The sequence below is a fragment of the Microbacterium enclense genome (assembly GCA_038182865.1).
GTDB classification, from domain to species: Bacteria; Actinomycetota; Actinomycetes; order Actinomycetales; family Microbacteriaceae; genus Microbacterium; species Microbacterium enclense_B.
Genome location: CP116226.1, coordinates 2,308,914 through 2,324,064, shown reverse-complemented (window position 1 = coordinate 2,324,064; position 15,151 = coordinate 2,308,914). Strand labels below are relative to the sequence as shown.

The 15,151-nt window shown below is 70.1% G+C and carries 12 protein-coding genes and 1 tRNA gene; 3 read left to right on the top strand and 10 right to left on the bottom strand.

The window, feature by feature from the left end:
* Positions 1-112 precede the first annotated feature (112 nt).
* The 3 genes from PIR02_10850 to rplK form a co-directional block, all read right to left on the bottom strand.
* Complete coding sequence (locus tag PIR02_10850) at positions 113-919, bottom strand: amino acid ABC transporter substrate-binding protein (protein WZH35277.1); 807 nt, start codon at positions 917-919, stop codon at positions 113-115.
* Positions 920-1,115: 196 nt separating this feature from the next.
* Entirely contained in the window at positions 1,116-1,808 is a 693-nt protein-coding gene (rplA, locus tag PIR02_10845; GenBank protein ID WZH35276.1) for a 50S ribosomal protein L1, read from the bottom strand.
* Positions 1,809-1,819: 11 nt separating this feature from the next.
* On the bottom strand, positions 1,820-2,251 hold the full coding sequence (gene rplK, locus PIR02_10840; protein WZH35275.1) for a 50S ribosomal protein L11: 432 nt from the start codon (positions 2,249-2,251) through the stop codon (positions 1,820-1,822).
* A gap of 387 nt (positions 2,252-2,638) precedes the next feature.
* On the opposite strand from rplK, the gene PIR02_10835 reads away from it, so the two are divergent.
* On the top strand, positions 2,639-3,043 hold the full coding sequence (locus tag PIR02_10835; GenBank protein ID WZH35274.1) for a hypothetical protein: 405 nt from the start codon (positions 2,639-2,641) through the stop codon (positions 3,041-3,043).
* A 224-nt stretch (positions 3,044-3,267) separates the two neighbouring features.
* Here PIR02_10835 and nusG read toward each other — a convergent pair whose 3' ends face one another.
* The 3 genes from nusG to PIR02_10820 form a co-directional block, all read right to left on the bottom strand.
* Positions 3,268-4,401, bottom strand: coding sequence for a transcription termination/antitermination protein NusG (gene nusG / locus PIR02_10830; protein WZH35273.1), 1,134 nt, complete (start codon positions 4,399-4,401; stop codon positions 3,268-3,270).
* Between the two features lie 61 nt (positions 4,402-4,462).
* Positions 4,463-4,738, bottom strand: a complete 276-nt coding sequence (gene secE / locus PIR02_10825; protein WZH35272.1) for a preprotein translocase subunit SecE — start codon at positions 4,736-4,738, stop codon at positions 4,463-4,465.
* Positions 4,739-4,781: 43 nt separating this feature from the next.
* Positions 4,782-4,854: transfer RNA gene (locus tag PIR02_10820), tRNA-Trp, on the bottom strand.
* A 256-nt stretch (positions 4,855-5,110) separates the two neighbouring features.
* Between PIR02_10820 and PIR02_10815 the strand changes: the two genes are divergently transcribed.
* Together PIR02_10815 and PIR02_10810 are read left to right on the top strand one after the other, a co-directional pair.
* Positions 5,111-6,940, top strand: coding sequence for an HSP90 family protein (locus PIR02_10815; GenBank protein ID WZH35271.1), 1,830 nt, complete (start codon positions 5,111-5,113; stop codon positions 6,938-6,940).
* On the top strand, positions 6,937-9,720 hold the full coding sequence (locus PIR02_10810) for a hypothetical protein (protein ID WZH35270.1): 2,784 nt from the start codon (positions 6,937-6,939) through the stop codon (positions 9,718-9,720). Before PIR02_10815 ends, PIR02_10810 begins: the two co-directional genes overlap by 4 nt.
* Before the next feature lie 60 nt (positions 9,721-9,780).
* Here the strand turns inward: PIR02_10810 and PIR02_10805 are convergent, their stop codons facing one another.
* From PIR02_10805 to PIR02_10790, 4 genes are read right to left on the bottom strand one after another with little or no spacing between them, the layout of a single operon-like run.
* Positions 9,781-11,142: an NAD-dependent succinate-semialdehyde dehydrogenase gene (locus tag PIR02_10805; protein WZH35269.1), complete on the bottom strand. Its 1,362-nt coding sequence runs from the start codon at positions 11,140-11,142 to the stop codon at positions 9,781-9,783.
* A 46-nt stretch (positions 11,143-11,188) separates the two neighbouring features.
* Positions 11,189-12,754 carry an APC family permease gene (locus PIR02_10800; GenBank protein ID WZH35268.1) on the bottom strand — a complete coding sequence of 522 codons (1,566 nt, stop codon included), beginning with the start codon at positions 12,752-12,754 and terminating at the stop codon, positions 11,189-11,191.
* Entirely contained in the window at positions 12,751-13,650 is a 900-nt protein-coding gene (locus tag PIR02_10795; protein ID WZH35267.1) for a universal stress protein, read from the bottom strand. The genes PIR02_10800 and PIR02_10795 overlap by 4 nt, the downstream gene beginning before the upstream one ends.
* Positions 13,647-15,107, bottom strand: a complete 1,461-nt coding sequence (locus PIR02_10790) for an NAD(P)/FAD-dependent oxidoreductase (GenBank protein WZH35266.1) — start codon at positions 15,105-15,107, stop codon at positions 13,647-13,649. Before PIR02_10790 ends, PIR02_10795 begins: the two co-directional genes overlap by 4 nt.
* Positions 15,108-15,151: the final 44 nt, after the last annotated feature.

Here is a 15,151-nt window from a genome sequence, read left to right as displayed (position 1 = left end):
ATCCTTCCCGCGACGCGGACGCGGACCGACCGCCTCCCACGCTAGAGGCGGCAGGCGGTCGGTCCGCGGGGCTTTACAGCGCCGTCTTCCGGAGTGACGGCGTCACGCCGGCTTACTGCGTGACGTCGGCGCCGAAGTACTTCTGGCTGATCTCGGCGAGCGTGCCGTCGGCGCGCAGGTCCTCGAGAGCGCCGTCGACGGCCTCGGCGAGCTTGTCCTGCCCCTTCTTGAACGCGAAGGCGCTCTCGGAGGTGTCGTCGGTCTGGGCCGCGATCTTCAGGCCCGTGGGGCTGTTCGTCTTCTCGTAGTCGAGGTAGGTGAGCTGATCGTTGATCGTGGCATCCACGCGACCCTGCTTCAGGAGAGCGACGGCCTGCGCCCAGCCCTCGACGGCCTCGACCTGCGCACCGCTCTCGGTCGCCAGCTCGTACCAGTTGCTCGTGAGCGACTGCGCGGTGGTCTTGCCCGCGAGATCGGCGAAGCTCGAGATCGACGTGTCACTGTCGGTGGTCACGATGACGCCGCGCGAGACGGTGTACGGCGAGCTGAAGGTGTACTTCTCCTGTCGCTCGGGGTTGATCGACACCTGGTTGGCGATGACGTCGAAGCGGCCGGCATCCAGTCCCGCGAAGATGGCATCCCACTGCGTCTCCTGGAATTTCACCTGCAGACCGAGCTTGTCGGCCACGGCCTCGGCGATCTCGACGTCGAAGCCGGTGAGGTCACCGGCGCCCTCGTGGAACGAGAAGGGGCGGTAGGTGCCCTCGGTCGCGACCGTCAGGGTGCCGTCGGAGACGAGGTCGTACTCCGACCCGGCTCCGGGGGTGGCCCCCGAGGTGGTGCCGCCGCTGCAGGCGGTCAGCGCGAGGGCACTCAGGCCCAGGGTGGCGGCGAGGACGGTCAAACGGCGACGGGGCATAGCTGTTCCTTGCAGAGGGTGAGGGGGTGGGGGGTGTGGCGCAGAGCGCGCTCTCCATAACAACGCGCTGACCGGGAAGAGTCTTCCCGGACGGCGCCCCGTTGCACGTCCGTGCACGACGGACGGGAGCGGAGAGCGGGAGGGAACACGGAAGCCCCGCCGGCGCGGGGCACGGCGGGGCTTCCGGTGACGAATGTCAGGCGAGGACGTTGACGTCCAGCGGGATGCCGGGACCGAACGTGGTCGAGACGGCGCCCTTCTGGATGTAGCGGCCCTTCGAGCTGGACGGCTTGAGGCGAATGATCTCCTCGAGCGCAGCCTTCAGGTTCTCGTCGAGCTGCTCGGCCGAGAACGACGCCTTGCCGACCACGAAGTGGACGTTGGCGTGCTTGTCGACGCGGAACTCGATCTTTCCGCCCTTGATCTCCTCGACGGCCTTGGCCGGGTTGGGGGTCACGGTGCCGGTCTTGGGGTTCGGCATGAGGCCGCGGGGTCCGAGGACCTTACCGAGGCGTCCGACCTGGCCCATGAGCTCGGGCGTGGCGACGGCCGCGTCGAACGCGGTGTAGCCGCCGGCGACCTTCTCGATGAGCTCGGTGCCGCCGACCTCGTCGGCGCCGGCGGCGAGGGCCGCCTCGGCCGCGGGGCCGTTGGCGAAGACGATGACACGAGCGGTCTTACCCGTGCCGTGGGGCAGGATGACCGTGCCGCGGACCATCTGGTCGGCCTTGCGGGGGTCGACCGAGAGCTTCAGCGCGACCTCGACGGTCGAGTCGAACTTCTTCGAGCCGGTCTCCTTCGCGAGGGCGACGGCCTCGGTCGGGGTGTAGAACGTGTCGGCCGCGATCTTCTCAGCAGCGGCGCGGAATGCCTTGGACTTGGTAGCCATTGTTATCTCCCTCAGTCCTCGACCGTGATGCCCATGGAACGGGCGGTGCCGGCGATGATCTTCGAGGCGGCCTCGATGTCATTCGCGTTCAGGTCGGGCTGCTTCGTGGTGGCGATCTCGCGAACCTGGTCCTTGGTGAGCTTGCCCACCTTGACCGTGTGGGGCGTGGACGAGCCCTTGGCAAGACCAGCCGCCTTCTTGATGAGCTCCGCCGCCGGCGGGGTCTTCAGGATGAAGGTGAAGCTGCGGTCTTCGTAGACCGTGATCTCAACGGGAATGACGTTGCCGCGCTGGGCTTCGGTCGCCGCGTTGTAGGCCTTGCAGAACTCCATGATGTTGACGCCGTGCTGACCGAGCGCCGGACCGATCGGCGGCGCGGGGTTGGCCGCGCCCGCCTTGATCTGGAGCTTGATCAGGCCGGTCACCTTTTTCTTGGGTGCCATATCCTTTTCCTCTCTCGAGCGGGGGCCTCGCGGCTCCCTCTCTCCCGCACACCCGGCGGTTCCGGGCAGCGGTCGCGCCCGTGCTGACGCACGAGCAACCTTCTCATCATACGCCACGCCGTGGAATCCGGCATCCGCGAGTTCGGGCCAGCGTGGCACCGGGCGTAGGCCGCGCGCACCATCGGGCGCGGGCCGCGCGGCGTACAGCCGAGGGCACCGGCGAGTGCGCCCGTCGATCCATCCTCGTTCGTGTGCACGCCTTCGCGTCGACCAGACAGGATGCCGTGTTCTCGCATGAGTCCGCTGCCTCGCTGCTCGGACTCCCCGTCTTCGGGCATCCGCGCGCGATCCACATCTTCGACGGACGTCGCTCGCGGTCCGTGACGTATGGCGACGTCACCGTTGGCGGAGTCACCAGGCGAGTCGATCAGTCGGGCGGTCATCGAGTGGTGTGGATTCCCGGCGCCCACGCTGCAGGAGAAACACCGAGTCGAGGGACGCCTCTACCGGTCGGACTTCTGCTGGCCGGAGCGGAGGGTCATCGGGGAGATCGACGGGTGGGTGAAATACGGCGACACCGACGCCGCCACAGGGGCGGAAGTCGTCCGCGCTGAGAAGCGGCGCGAAGACGCGCTCCGCCGGCACGGGTGGCGGTTCGCGCGATGGGACTACGCGGGCGCGCTCGGCGTCGACGCGCTGCGCGGCGCCCTGCTCGCCGCCGGGCTGCTACCCGTGCGTCGCCCCGAGGCCGGCGCTCTGGCTTTCATCGTGAGGAACACCCGCTCGCGATGACACGCATAAACGCGATCCGCGCGCATAAACGCGGGGCGAGCGCGTTTATGCGCGCCGATTGCGTTTATGCGTGCGCCAGCGAGACGCGCGGACAGCTCGGTGTGCGCCAGCGAGACGCGCCGGCCGCCCCGAGCATGCCCGCGGCGCGCCCGGGCCGCCCCAGGAAAAGGCGAACGCCCCGCGCGGCCGAGGCCGGGCGGGGCGTTCACGACGCGCCGGACGCGTCAGATCATCTTGGTGACCTGGTCGAACGACAGCTCGACCGGGGTCTCGCGCTCGAAGAGCGACACCAGCACCGTGAGCTTGCCGCTCTCGGGCTTGATCTCGCTGATCGTGCCGGGCAGGCCAGCGAAGGAGCCTTCCTTGATCGTGATGGTCTCGCCGGTCTCGAAGTCGACCTCGGCCGGGATGGAGCGGGGCGCCACCGGGGCGCCCTTGGCGCCGCCCGACTTGGCGGGGGCCGCTTCCTTCACCTCGACGAGGCTCTTCAACATGTTGAAGGCTTCTTCGAAACGCAGCGGCGTCGGGTTGTGGGCGTTGCCCACGAAGCCGGTGACGCCGGGAGTGTGACGCACGACCGACCAGGTGTCTTCGTTGAGGTCCATGCGCACCAGCACGTAGCCGGGGATGCGCACGCGGTTGACCATCTTGCGCTGGCCGTTCTTGATCTCGACGACGTCCTCCATCGGGACCTCGACCTGGTAGATGTCGTCCTCGACCTCGAGCGTCGACTTGCGCTGCTCGATGTTGGCCTTCACCTTGCGCTCGAAACCGGCGTAGGAGTGGATGACGTACCACTTGCCCGGGAGCGACCGCAGCTCGGCGCGGAACGCCTCGTAGGGGTCGGCGTCTTCGTCGTCGGCGTCATCGAGGTCGACGGGGGCCTCAGCGGCATCGGCGGGAGACTCGGATGCCTCGACCTCGTCGACCACGCCGGCGGCAGCGTCGACCTCGTCGACGAACTCCTCGTCGAGGACGGGGGCGTCGGGCTCGCCGTTGATGTCGGGACCGTCGTAGGGGGTGACCTCGTCGGCGGCCTCGGCGGCCTCTTCGGCCTCCTCCTCGGCGAGTGCGTCGTTGAGAACCTCGGCGGCGGCCTCGGCCTCGCTGGTCTCGTCGATCTCGAGAGCGTCGTTCACGATCGCGTCAGCCTCCGGGTCGGTGATGTCGATGTCGGCGAGATCGTCGTCGGAATCCGAGTCGTCTGCGTCGTCCACCACGTGGATGGCGCTGTGCTCCGCCGGGTCGGACGCGTGCTCCTGCGAGGCGAGCACGTTGCCCTCCTGGGCTTCGTCGTCTTCGCTGGACTGCTCGGCAGCCGTCGCCCAATCGGCGTCGTCGACATATCTTTCAGACACTGATGATCTCTTCCGTTGAAGTGCGGCCACTCGTGGGGGCCGCGCGTCGCCGAAGCGCCGGTCAGGCGCCGGCGGTGCTCGGGACGCCGAAGACGGCGCTGGTCAGCCACACGAACAGCAGGTCGAGGCCGTACACGAGCGCCATCATCACGACGACGAACCCGAGGACCACGGCGGTGAACTTGACCAGCTCTTGCCGCGTGGGGGTGACGACCTTGCGCAGTTCCGTGAAGACCTGACGGATGAAAAGAGCGATCCGCGCGAAGAAGTTGAGCTTCTTCTCGCGGGGCGCGCCGCGGTCTGCGACGACCTCGCCCTTCGCCTCGTCCTGCGTCATCGAACCACCTAGGTCATTATTCGTTGCCAGCGTGTGCTGTGCGCAGGGCGGACAGGAATCGAACCTGCAACCTGCGGTTTTGGAGACCGCTGCTCTGCCAATTGAGCTACCGCCCTAAGATCCCGAGGGATCCAGGATTCGAGACCGGCACGCTTTCGCCACGGATCTCTCGGGGAGGGATGCCGCCTGTGCGCGAGGCACGGCGAAAGAATGCAGATTTCGACTGCACTGCAAGTGTACGGCATCGCGCGCACCGTCGACGAACGAGCCCCGCGCGGCAGGGTGAGGACGGAGGCCTCTGGATAGGCTGAACGACGGTCGCCGTCCTGGCCCCCGACTGCCCGGCGACCGGCGAGAGATCGAGGAGCACGGATGGATTCGCACGCGCCCGCCCAGCAGTTTCAGGTCGATCTGCGCGGTGTCATCGACCTGCTGAGCCGGCACATCTACTCCGGTCCGCGGGTGTTCCTGCGCGAGTTGCTGCAGAACGCGGTCGATGCGATCGCCGCGCGCCGCGAGGTCGACGGTGGCGGTGGTCGCGTGCGGATCACGCCGGTGAGCGCGGCATCCGAGGAGTTCGTCCTGCGCGACGACGGCGTGGGACTGACTCCCGACGACGTCGCCGATCTGCTCGCAACCGTCGGGCGCAGCTCGAAGCGCGACATGTTCGACCTGCCCCGCTCGGACTTCCTCGGGCAGTTCGGCATCGGCATGCTGTCGTGCTTCATGGTCTGCGACGACATCGTCATCCGCTCCCGCAACGCCCGCGGCACCGACCCGGTCGAGTGGGTGGGCCATGCGGACGGGACGTTCGAGGTCGGGCCGGGTCCCGACGACACCCCGGTGGGAACCAGCGTGCACCTACGCCCGCGGGGTGACAGCCGGGCACTGCTCAGCACCGCGACCGTCGTGGAGCTCGCCGAGACCTTCGGACGCTATCTGCCGATCGCGGTGAGCATCGACCTCCCCTCCGGCGGCGAGACGGCGATCACCACCGCGCCCCCGTTCCTCGGCGACGATCGCGAGGAGCAGACGGCGTACGGGAGGGAGATGCTCGGAGCCGAGCCCCTCGCGATCATCCCGCTCTCCGTCCCCGCGACCCAGACGCGCGGCCTCGCCTTCGTGCTGCCGTTCGCCCCGGCATCCACCGCCCGCCAGAGCACCCGCGTCTATCTCCAGCGCATGCTGCTCACGGAACGGGCCGAGGACCTCCTGCCCGACTGGGCGTTCTTCGTGCGGGCCGTGGTCGACTCGGCGGGACTGCATCCGACGGCGAGCCGCGAGGCGCTCGTCGCCGACGACGCGCTCGAACAGACCCGGTCGGAGCTGGGGGATGCCATCCGCCGATGGATCCTCGACCTGGCGCTCAGCGACCCCCTGCGTCTGGCGCAGGTCGTCAGCGTCCATGAGGTGGCGTTGAAGTCGCTCGTGCGGCACGACGCGGAGTTGGCGCGGTTCATCGTGCCGTGGCTGTCGGTGGAGACGAACGCGGGGCGCCTGCGCATCGACGAGCTCGTGCGCCGCTCCCCCACCGTCCGTTACGCCGAGACCGTCGAGGCCTTCCGTCAGGTCGTCAGCGTCGCCGCGAGCGGCACGATCGTCGTCAACGGCGGCTACATCTACGACGACGACCTGGTCCGGTCGCTGCCCGACGTCTTCCCCGAGGCGCGGGTCGAGGCCGTGGACGTGGTCGACGAGATCGACCGTCTCACCCCACCGCCCCTCGAGCAGCGCGCTGTCGTCCTCGCGTTGGAGAACCGCGCACGGGAGGCACTGAGCACCGTCGACGTGGTGGCGCGCGCCTTCGAACGTCCGGAGGCCGCCGCCCTCTTCGTCGCCGACCCCGAGGTGCTGCGCGCCCTCGATCGCGGCCGCGCACGCAGCGCGGGTGGGGCGCTGTGGGCGGGTGTCCTCGACCGCGCGGGGACTGCCGCGGCGCGCGGGCGGGACCGCGGCGAGGAGACCCCGACGTCGCGCCTGTGCCTGAACTGGACCAACCCGACGGTGCAACGTCTCGCGCACACCCCCGACGGTCGCGCCTTCACCGCCGGCGTCCAGGTGCTGTATGTGCAGGCACTGCTCGCCGGTCATCACCCCCTCGGCCCCGCGGACCGGGCCCTGATGTCGACGGCGCTCGCCGATCTCGTCGACCTCGCCGCCGACGCCACCACTTCTCACCCCGCTACGGAAGGACCCGCATGACCGCCGCCGCCGACAGCATCCGCGCCCTGTTCGACGAGATCGATCGGACACCCTGGGGGCCGCAGGAGAGAGCCCTCGTCGCCGAGGCGGTCGCTCGCGCGCAGGACAGCGGCGATCCTCGTCTCGAGTACGAGGCCCGCCTGCGCCAGACCTCCAGCGCCAACATGATCGGCGACACCGATCTGATGCTGACCTCCTTCGCGTGGTGCCTCGCCCAGCACGACGCCGATCCCGAACGCTTCCCCGCCGAGCTCGAGCCGGCCGGTGATCTGCTGTGGCAGTACAAGTGGATGGCCGGCGCGCTGCGTGGCTCCCCCGAGTTCGCGAGTGAACAGATCGACGCCGTGCTCGACGACATGGAACAGCACTATCGACGAGCGGGCGTCGGCTTGAGCGGCGCGTTGATGGCGCGCTTCGAAGACGCGTGGGCGGCGGGCCGCATCGAGGAGGCCGCCACCCTGCGCGAACGCCTGGAAGCGACCCCGCGCGACGAGTACAGCCACTGCGACGCGTGCGTGCGAAGCCAGTTCGCCGGGTTCTTCGCCGAGACCGGGCGCGAGGACGAGGCGATCCGCCTCGTCGAAGAGATGGTCGAGGGCGGCTTCACGTGCGGCGAGGAGCCCGAGCGCGCACTGGCGCTCGCGCTGCTCCCGCTCCTGCGGGCGGGACGGTTCGATGACGCCCGCGCCTTCCACACGCGCAGCTACCGCCTCGCGCGGGAGAACCCCGACAACCTCACGATCATCGCCGACCACGTCATCTTCTGCACCGTCACCGGCAACGAGGCACGCGCGCTGAGTCTCGTGGAGAAGCACCTGAGGTGGGTGGCGCACGACGGCCTGAACGCCGAGGCCCACCAGGAGGCCCTCGCCGCCTTCGCCCTGGCCCTGGACGCCGTGACCCGTGTCGGTCACGGCGACACCCCCGTACGGGGATCGGATGCCAGCGAGCTCGCGCCGCTGTTCGGGGCACGCGAGGAGCCCGTGACGGCATCCGCACTCGCCGCCCTCTGCTGGCAGCGGGCCGAGGAGATCGCCGCGGCCTTCGATCGGCGCAACGGCACCGACGCTCACGCGCGGCGCCTGGAGCGCACGCGCGCGCTGGCCCACGAGCACTGGGACGTGCCGTTGTCGTCGCCGGGTTTCGCCGCGCCGGCGAGAGCTCCGCGCGAACGGGACCTGCCGGAGCGCATCACGCGCGCCCGCGTGCTGGCCACGATCGGCACGCCGTCGGCGATCGACGCCCTCGCGGACGTGCACGACGACGCCGACGCCGTCGACCGCGTGACGATCACCTTCTTCCTCCTCCGCGGGCTCGTCGCCGAAGACCGTCTCGACGACGCAGCCCACGTGCTCCCCGCCCGCGTGGCCGCCCTGCGCGAGGTCGGGCACGACGCCCGCGCCGATCTCGAGGACGAGCTCGGTCTCGCCCTGTTCGGCACCGACGATGTCTTCGCGGCGGGAGCCCTCGACGCACACCCCGACGCCTCGCCCGCCCTCCGGGCGCAGTTGCTGACGATCGTCGCGTACCGCCACCTCGTCGCCGGTCGCTTCGACGAGGCGCTGACCGCCGGCCGCTCGGCGCGCGAGCTCTTCGTCCAGACGGGCGATGCCGAACGCGTGCACGCCCTCGCCCACATGGAAGCGGACGTGCTCCGGGCGAAGGACGAGCCGGCCCAGGCGATCACCGTGCTCGACCCTCTGCTGGCCGACGAGGGGCTGGACGCCGGACGGCGAGTCCGTGTGCTGATGGATCGGGCGATGATCCTCGATGCCCTGGGCGAGCCGGCGCGCGGCGCCGACGACGCCGACGAGGCCGCCCGGCTCCTTCTCGCCTGGGACGTCGATGACCACGTCGTGGCCAGCGCCGTGTCGTTGGGAGCACAGCTCGCCGAACGGTCGGGCCAGGCCGAGCGGGCCGTCGCTTCGTACCGTCTCGCGGTGCAGCGCCTCGCCGCCGCGGGGGAACCCACGGCCCCCCTGCGGTACGGACTCGGGCGGGCCCTTCTGGCGGCCGACGTCCCGCACGAGGCGATCGACGTGATCGACGAGGTCCTCCAGGACGAGACCGCCGCCGGCGAAGCACCCGGCTCCCGCGCCATCACCGTGGGCTTGCTCGCACGCGCCTTCGAGCACGCAGAGGAGTGGGACAGCGCGCTGCGCGCGTGGGAGGTCACGGCCGAACTGCACGAGGAGGCCCACGAGCCCGCCCGGCGCGCCTCGGCGTTGGTGGCCCTGGCGCAGTTGCTCGGCCGCCTCGGCGAGACGGATGACGCCGTCGAGACGCTCACGACGGCGGTCGACGCCGCGCGGACCGACGACGACAACCGCGGCATGCTCGCCGACGCCCTGCACTCCCTCGCGCAGGTCAAAGCGCATCGCGGTGATGACGACGCCCTGGTGAGCCTCGACGAGGCGCTCGCCATCGGCCGCGCCGACGATGTCCCCTGGCTCGTGGCCGACCTCCTCGACACCCGCGCACGCATCCTGGCGAGCGCGGGCGACGTCGACGAGGCGGTGTCGTGCGCACTCCAGGCCGCGGACGGGTTCCTCGCGGCCGGGAGCGTGCCGCAGGCCGGGGGCTCCGAGCTCGTCGCGGCGCGCATCCTTCTGGGGGCCGGCCGCCCGGAGGAGGCCGTCGCGATCCTCCGTTCGGCCCTGGAGCACGGGGCCGCACAGGAACCGCTGCGCCAGGCGGTCGCGATCGACCTCGGCGACGCCCTCGAGGCGCTCGGTCGCCACGGAGAGGCCGCGGAGGTCCGCGCCACCCTGCCGAACTGACGGCGCTCGAAGACACGAAGACGGCGGCACCCACGGGATGCGGCCGTCTTCGTGTCCGGGTCAGGCCGTGCGGATGAGTTTCTTGTTGACGAACTCGTCGGCGGCCAGCAGCCCGAGTTCGCGCGAGGTGCCGCTGCGCTTGACACCGCCGAACGGCAGCTCGGGCGAGTCGGCGAGCACGACGTTGATGTAGACCATCCCGGCCTCGAGGCGGTCCGCCACGCGCGCCGCCTGATCGGCATCCGTGGTGAAGACGTACGAGCCGAGACCGAAGCTCGTGTCGTTGGCGAGAGCGACGGCCTCGTCTTCACCCGAGACGCGGTAGACCGTGCCGACGGGGCCGAAGAACTCCTCGCCGTACGCGTCCATCTCACTCGTCACGCCGGTGAGGACGGTGCCGGGGTAGAAGGCGCCGTCGCGCGTGCCGCCGACCTCGACGGTCGCGCCCTGCGCGACCGCCCGCTGGACCTGCTCGTCGAGGCGCTCCGCTGCGGCCAGCGACGACAGGGGGCCCAGGACGGTGTCCTCCGCGAACGGGTCGCCGACCTTCGCCTCGCCGAGTGCGGCGGTGAACTTCGACAGGAAGGCGTCGTACAGGTCGTCCACGACGATGAAGCGCTTGGCGCCGTTACACGACTGCCCGACGTTGTCGAGGCGGGCGTCGACGGCGGCCTGGACGGCGGCATCCAGGTCATCGGTGGAGAGCAGGATGAACGGGTCCGACCCGCCGAGCTCGAGCGCGACCTTCTTGAGGTGCCGACCGGCGATCTCGGCGACCGCGGAACCGGCGCGCTCCGATCCGGTGACCGACACCCCCTGCACGCGCGGGTCGGCGATGATCGTCGCCGCCTGGTCGTTCGTGACGCGGACGTTGACGTACGCCCCCTCCGGCAGCCCCGCGTCGCGATAGATCGACTGCAGCGCCTCCGCCGACTCGGGGCACTGGGGAGCGTGCTTGAGGAGGATGGTGTTGCCGACCGCGAGGTTGGGAGCCGCGAAGCGGGCCACCTGGTAGTACGGGAAGTTCCAGGGCATGATGCCCAGCAGCACGCCGAGACCGGACCGGCGGATCACGGCGGTGCCCTCGCCGAGGATGTCGATCGGGGTGTCGCCGGTGATCTCGTCGATGTTGTCGGCGTAGTACTCGGTGATGTCGGCGGCGAAATCCACCTCGCCGAGAGCGGCTTCGAGCGGCTTCCCCATCTCCCGCACGATGATCGCGGCGAGGTCGTCGCGTCGCTCGCGGTGCAGCTGGGCGACGCGGCGCAGACCCTCGGCCCGCTCGGCCGGCGCGGTGCGCGACCAGACGCGGAAGCCGTCGTGGGCCGACGCGATGGCCGCTTCCACTCCCGCGTCGGACAGGGTGTCGTACTCGGCGAGGGTCTCGCCCGTGGCCGGGTTGACGACGGCGTAGTCGCTCATGGGTGTCGGTCCGTTTCTGTCGTTGTCGGTTGTCGGTCGGGGACGGTCAGGGTCGTGGGGCGGGGCGGCGTCCGCGGCGCGCGCTGGCCGGGGCGTCGGTCGAGAGGGTCTCGCCACGGAAGAACGCGGGGCGACGGATGCGCTGCCACACCATGATCGCCACTCCCAGCAGGATGATGGTCATCCCGAGGAGGAAGACGAGTCCCACGCCGCCGATCTCGGAACCGCTCCCGTAAGCGGGGTTCATGCTGTCGACGAGGGTCGTCACGAAGATCACGGCGAGGATGACCCCGCCCACCAGGGGGAACAGCAGAGTGAAGAAGACGTTGCGCACCGAGTCGAACCACTGCTTGCGGAAGTACCAGACGCACGCGAACGCGGTGAGGCCGTAGTAGAAGCAGATCATGATGCCCAGCGTCAGGATCGTGTCGCTGAGCACGTTCACGCTCACCACGCGCATGACGGCGTAGAAGCCGGCGGCGACCACGGCCGACACGATGGTCGCGAACCCCGGGGTGAAGAAGCGCGGGCTGACCTTCGCGAACCACTCCGGCAGCGCGCCGTAGTGGCCCATGGCCAGAAGCGTCCGCGCCGGTCCGACGAAGGTCGACTGCAGCGACGACGCCGAACTGGTGAGGACCGCGAGGGACACGAACGCGGCGAACGGGCCGAGGATGGGGCCGGCGAGCGCGAAGAACGCGTTGTCCTGGATGTCGGGATTGCCGAGGCCGAACTCGCCGTCGCCGATCCCGGCGAACATGATCATCGACACCGCCAGCAGGAGGTACAGCGAGACGATCGTGATCACGGTGATCGTGGCCGCGCGTCCGGGTGTCTTCTCGGGGTCCTTGGTCTCTTCGTTCATCGTGAGCGTGACATCCCACCCCCAGAAGATGAAGATCGACAGCGACACCCCGGCCGCGAAGGCGCTGAACGACGACACCGCGAAGGGGTTGAACCACTCCCACGAGAACGGGGTCGCGTCGAAGGCGTTCCCCTGGACCGCGTGTGTGATCGCGACGACCGCGAAGACGACGAGCACGAGGACCTGGAAGGTCACGAGGACGTACTGCAGCTTCTGCGTGGTCTGCATGTCGCGGTACGACACCACGGTGGCTCCGAGCACGAACAGCAGGCACACGACGATGTTGATGCCGAGGTTCGAGGCGAGATCGGCGATGCCGGGCTGACCGGTCAGCTGCGCGATGAGCAGGAAGAGGAAGTCGACCGCGATCCCGGCGAGGTTCGAGAGCACGATAATGGTGGCGGCGATGAGTCCCCACCCGGCCATCCAGCCGATCCACGGCCCGAAGGCGCGAGACGCCCAGGTGAACGAGGTACCCGAGTCCGGCATCCGGTTGTTCAGCTCCCGGTAGCCGAAGGCCACGAGCAGCATCGGGATGAAGCCCACGAGGATGATCGCCGGCACCTGGAGGCCCACGGCTCCCACGGTCGGACCGATCGCCGCCGTGAACGTGTAGGCGGGGGCGATGCACGAGATGCCGATGACGACGGCGCCGATGAGGCCGATAGTCCCGGCGCTCAGGCCCTTCTTCGACAGACCGCCGGTCTCGGTGGTGAGGGGCGTCGATGCCCCCTGGGATGCGGTCATGGCCGCGATCCTTCCTCGACGCTGGCGTCGGCACGGCTTCGTGGGACGACGACCAGGGGAACGGGCAGTTCGTGCAGCATCTTCGCCGCCGTCGACCCGAGGAACAGGCGCCGCGGCTGCGCGAGCCTGCTCGAGCCGACGATCGCGAGCTCGGCGGGGTCCCACGCGAGCTCCCGCACGGCCTCTTCGATGCTCGCACCGTCACCGACGACGACCTCCGCGGCGACGTCGGCGGGCAGCTCGGCTCGCGCCTGGGTGAGGACCTCCTCCGCGTGGACGGCTCCGGCGACGCGGATCGCGCCCGTCTCGAGTCCCGCCGGCAGGTCGACGGTCACGAGCGAGAGAAGACGGAGAGGGACGGATGCCGCGGCGGCCAGCTGCACGCTCTCCTCGCGGAGCACGTCGGCTCCGGGTCGACTGCCGATCGCGGCCGTGATGCGGCTGACCCCGAGCGCGGGGTCGATGCGCCGCGAGCCTTCCGGCGCGAGGACGACCGGGACATCGGAGGAGTGCAGCAGTTCCGAGGCGACGGTGCCCAGACGGTGACGGCCTCGCAGACCCCCGTTGGCGGCGCCCACGACGATGTAGCCCGCCCCGATCTCGTCGGCGAAGGCGACGAGGCCCTCGGCGAACGAGTCGGCGTGACGGACGCGGGTGCGGTGGGGCACGGCATCCCGAACCTCCCGGGCAGCCTCGCGCAGCCATTGCTCGGCCTGGTCGCGGATGTGCCGCGAGTACGCCGCGTCGGGCGGGGTGATGACGCTGCGGGCGTCGTCGGGCAACACCAGCGCGATCTCGAGGGGAGCGTCGATCGCGCGGGCCAGACGGATGCCGAGGGCGAGGGCGTCTGCCCCGGCGTCGGTCGCGGTGTATCCGACGACGACCGCGGCGCTCATCCGCGTGCCCGTTCGAGGATCTCGTCGGCGGCGCGGTGCCCCTGGCGGATCGCGCCGTCGACGTGCTGGTAGCCGGCGCCGGCCATGTCGCTGCACGCGAGGTGGATCGGCCCCACGGGTTCGCGGAGGTCTGCGCCGTAGCGCCGCAGACCGCCCATGTCGAAGCTCGCGGCGTACGCCCCGCGCGTCCACTCCTCGGTCCCCCAGTCGCTCTCGTAGTAGACGACGGGGTTCTTCGCCTCGGGACCGTAATAGTGCGACAGCGACTCGAGGATCTTCTCCTTGCGCTCCTCGGCGCTCAGACGGAAGAGGTCGTCGGCGTTCTGGTCGGAGACGAAGCCGACGAGCGTGCCGCGCTCGTCACCGTGGTTGGTGTTGTCGTACGCCTCGTGCGACAGCTCGTAGGGGCTGAAGGCGGTGCCCGAGAGCCCCTTCTCGCGCCAGAACGGCGTCTCGTAGACGGCGTGCACCTTGATGACGAAGCCCATCGAGATGTGCTGGTGCATCTGGTGCTGCAGGCGCGGCAGCGGCGGCTCGAACGAGATGCGGGAGTACAGGACGGGAGCGAGGGCCAGGACGGCGAAGCGCGCACGGACGGTCACGCCGTCGGCGATCGCGGTCACGCCCGACGAGGAGTGCTTCGCGGCCTCGACGCGAGCCGTCAGGGCGCGCAGGTCGTCGACCCGCCGCCCCGTCCCCGACTGCGCGAGGCGATCCGGAGCCGCGGAGTCGGTGCCCCAGACGATCCGTCGCACCGGCTCGTTCAGGAACACGTCGTCGCCGAGCCGTTCGGCAAGCAGTTCGGGAACCTGCTGCAGACCGCCGGCGACGCGCTTGTCGAGGATGAAATCGGCGTCGACGAGGTGCGAGTACGACCCCGCCGAGGCGGCCATCAGCAGCGACTGCAGAAGAGAGAACGTGTGCGTGGGCTTGGTGAGCATGGCCGAGCCCGTGGCGAACGCGAGATTGCGCACCGCTTCGTCGTCGTCGGTCTGCTGGCGCAGCCACGCGTCCCACGAGATCTTGTCCCACTCGTCGGCGTTCGGGTGCTCCCACGGCCGGTCGGGGTCGATCTCGGCGACCATGGCATCCAGTCGCGCGGTGATCTCGTCGATGATTCTCTCGGTCTCGGGCGCCACCGGGAACATGTCGCCCGTGAAGCGCTTCGCGATGCCGTCGGGGCCGACGTAGACGCTGTCGCCCTCGCGGTAGCGGCTGTACGTCGACAGCCCCAGGTCGGCGACGGTGTCGATGAGCGCCTGCTGGTCGGGCGAGACCCACTGGCCGCCGAGCTCGAGCATCGCGCCCTCGACGACGTCGGTCCACAGGCGTCCGCCCACGCGATCGCGGGCCTCGAGCACCGCGACCGAGAGGCCGGCCTTGCGCAGGTCGTTGGCGGCGGTGAGGCCGGCGGCGCCGGCTCCGATGACGACCACGTCGCGGGTGATCTCGTCCATGGGATCTCTTTCTTGTCGGTACGTCTGGTGCGAAAGCGCCGGGG

What these genes read in the sequence shown, in the direction of transcription:
- PIR02_10850 (WZH35277.1), bottom strand. Translation starts at nt 919, where the DNA reads ATGCCCCGTCGCCGTTTGACCGTCCTCGCCGCCACCCTGGGCCTGAGT.
- rplA (WZH35276.1), bottom strand. Translation starts at nt 1,808, where the DNA reads ATGGCTACCAAGTCCAAGGCATTCCGCGCCGCTGCTGAGAAGATCGCG.
- rplK (WZH35275.1), bottom strand. Translation starts at nt 2,251, where the DNA reads ATGGCACCCAAGAAAAAGGTGACCGGCCTGATCAAGCTCCAGATCAAG.
- PIR02_10835 (WZH35274.1), top strand. Translation starts at nt 2,639, where the DNA reads ATGGCGACGTCACCGTTGGCGGAGTCACCAGGCGAGTCGATCAGTCGG.
- secE (WZH35272.1), bottom strand. Translation starts at nt 4,738, where the DNA reads ATGACGCAGGACGAGGCGAAGGGCGAGGTCGTCGCAGACCGCGGCGCG.
- PIR02_10815 (WZH35271.1), top strand. Translation starts at nt 5,111, where the DNA reads ATGGATTCGCACGCGCCCGCCCAGCAGTTTCAGGTCGATCTGCGCGGT.
- PIR02_10810 (WZH35270.1), top strand. Translation starts at nt 6,937, where the DNA reads ATGACCGCCGCCGCCGACAGCATCCGCGCCCTGTTCGACGAGATCGAT.
- PIR02_10805 (WZH35269.1), bottom strand. Translation starts at nt 11,142, where the DNA reads ATGAGCGACTACGCCGTCGTCAACCCGGCCACGGGCGAGACCCTCGCC.
- PIR02_10800 (WZH35268.1), bottom strand. Translation starts at nt 12,754, where the DNA reads ATGACCGCATCCCAGGGGGCATCGACGCCCCTCACCACCGAGACCGGC.
- PIR02_10795 (WZH35267.1), bottom strand. Translation starts at nt 13,650, where the DNA reads ATGAGCGCCGCGGTCGTCGTCGGATACACCGCGACCGACGCCGGGGCA.
- PIR02_10790 (WZH35266.1), bottom strand. Translation starts at nt 15,107, where the DNA reads ATGGACGAGATCACCCGCGACGTGGTCGTCATCGGAGCCGGCGCCGCC.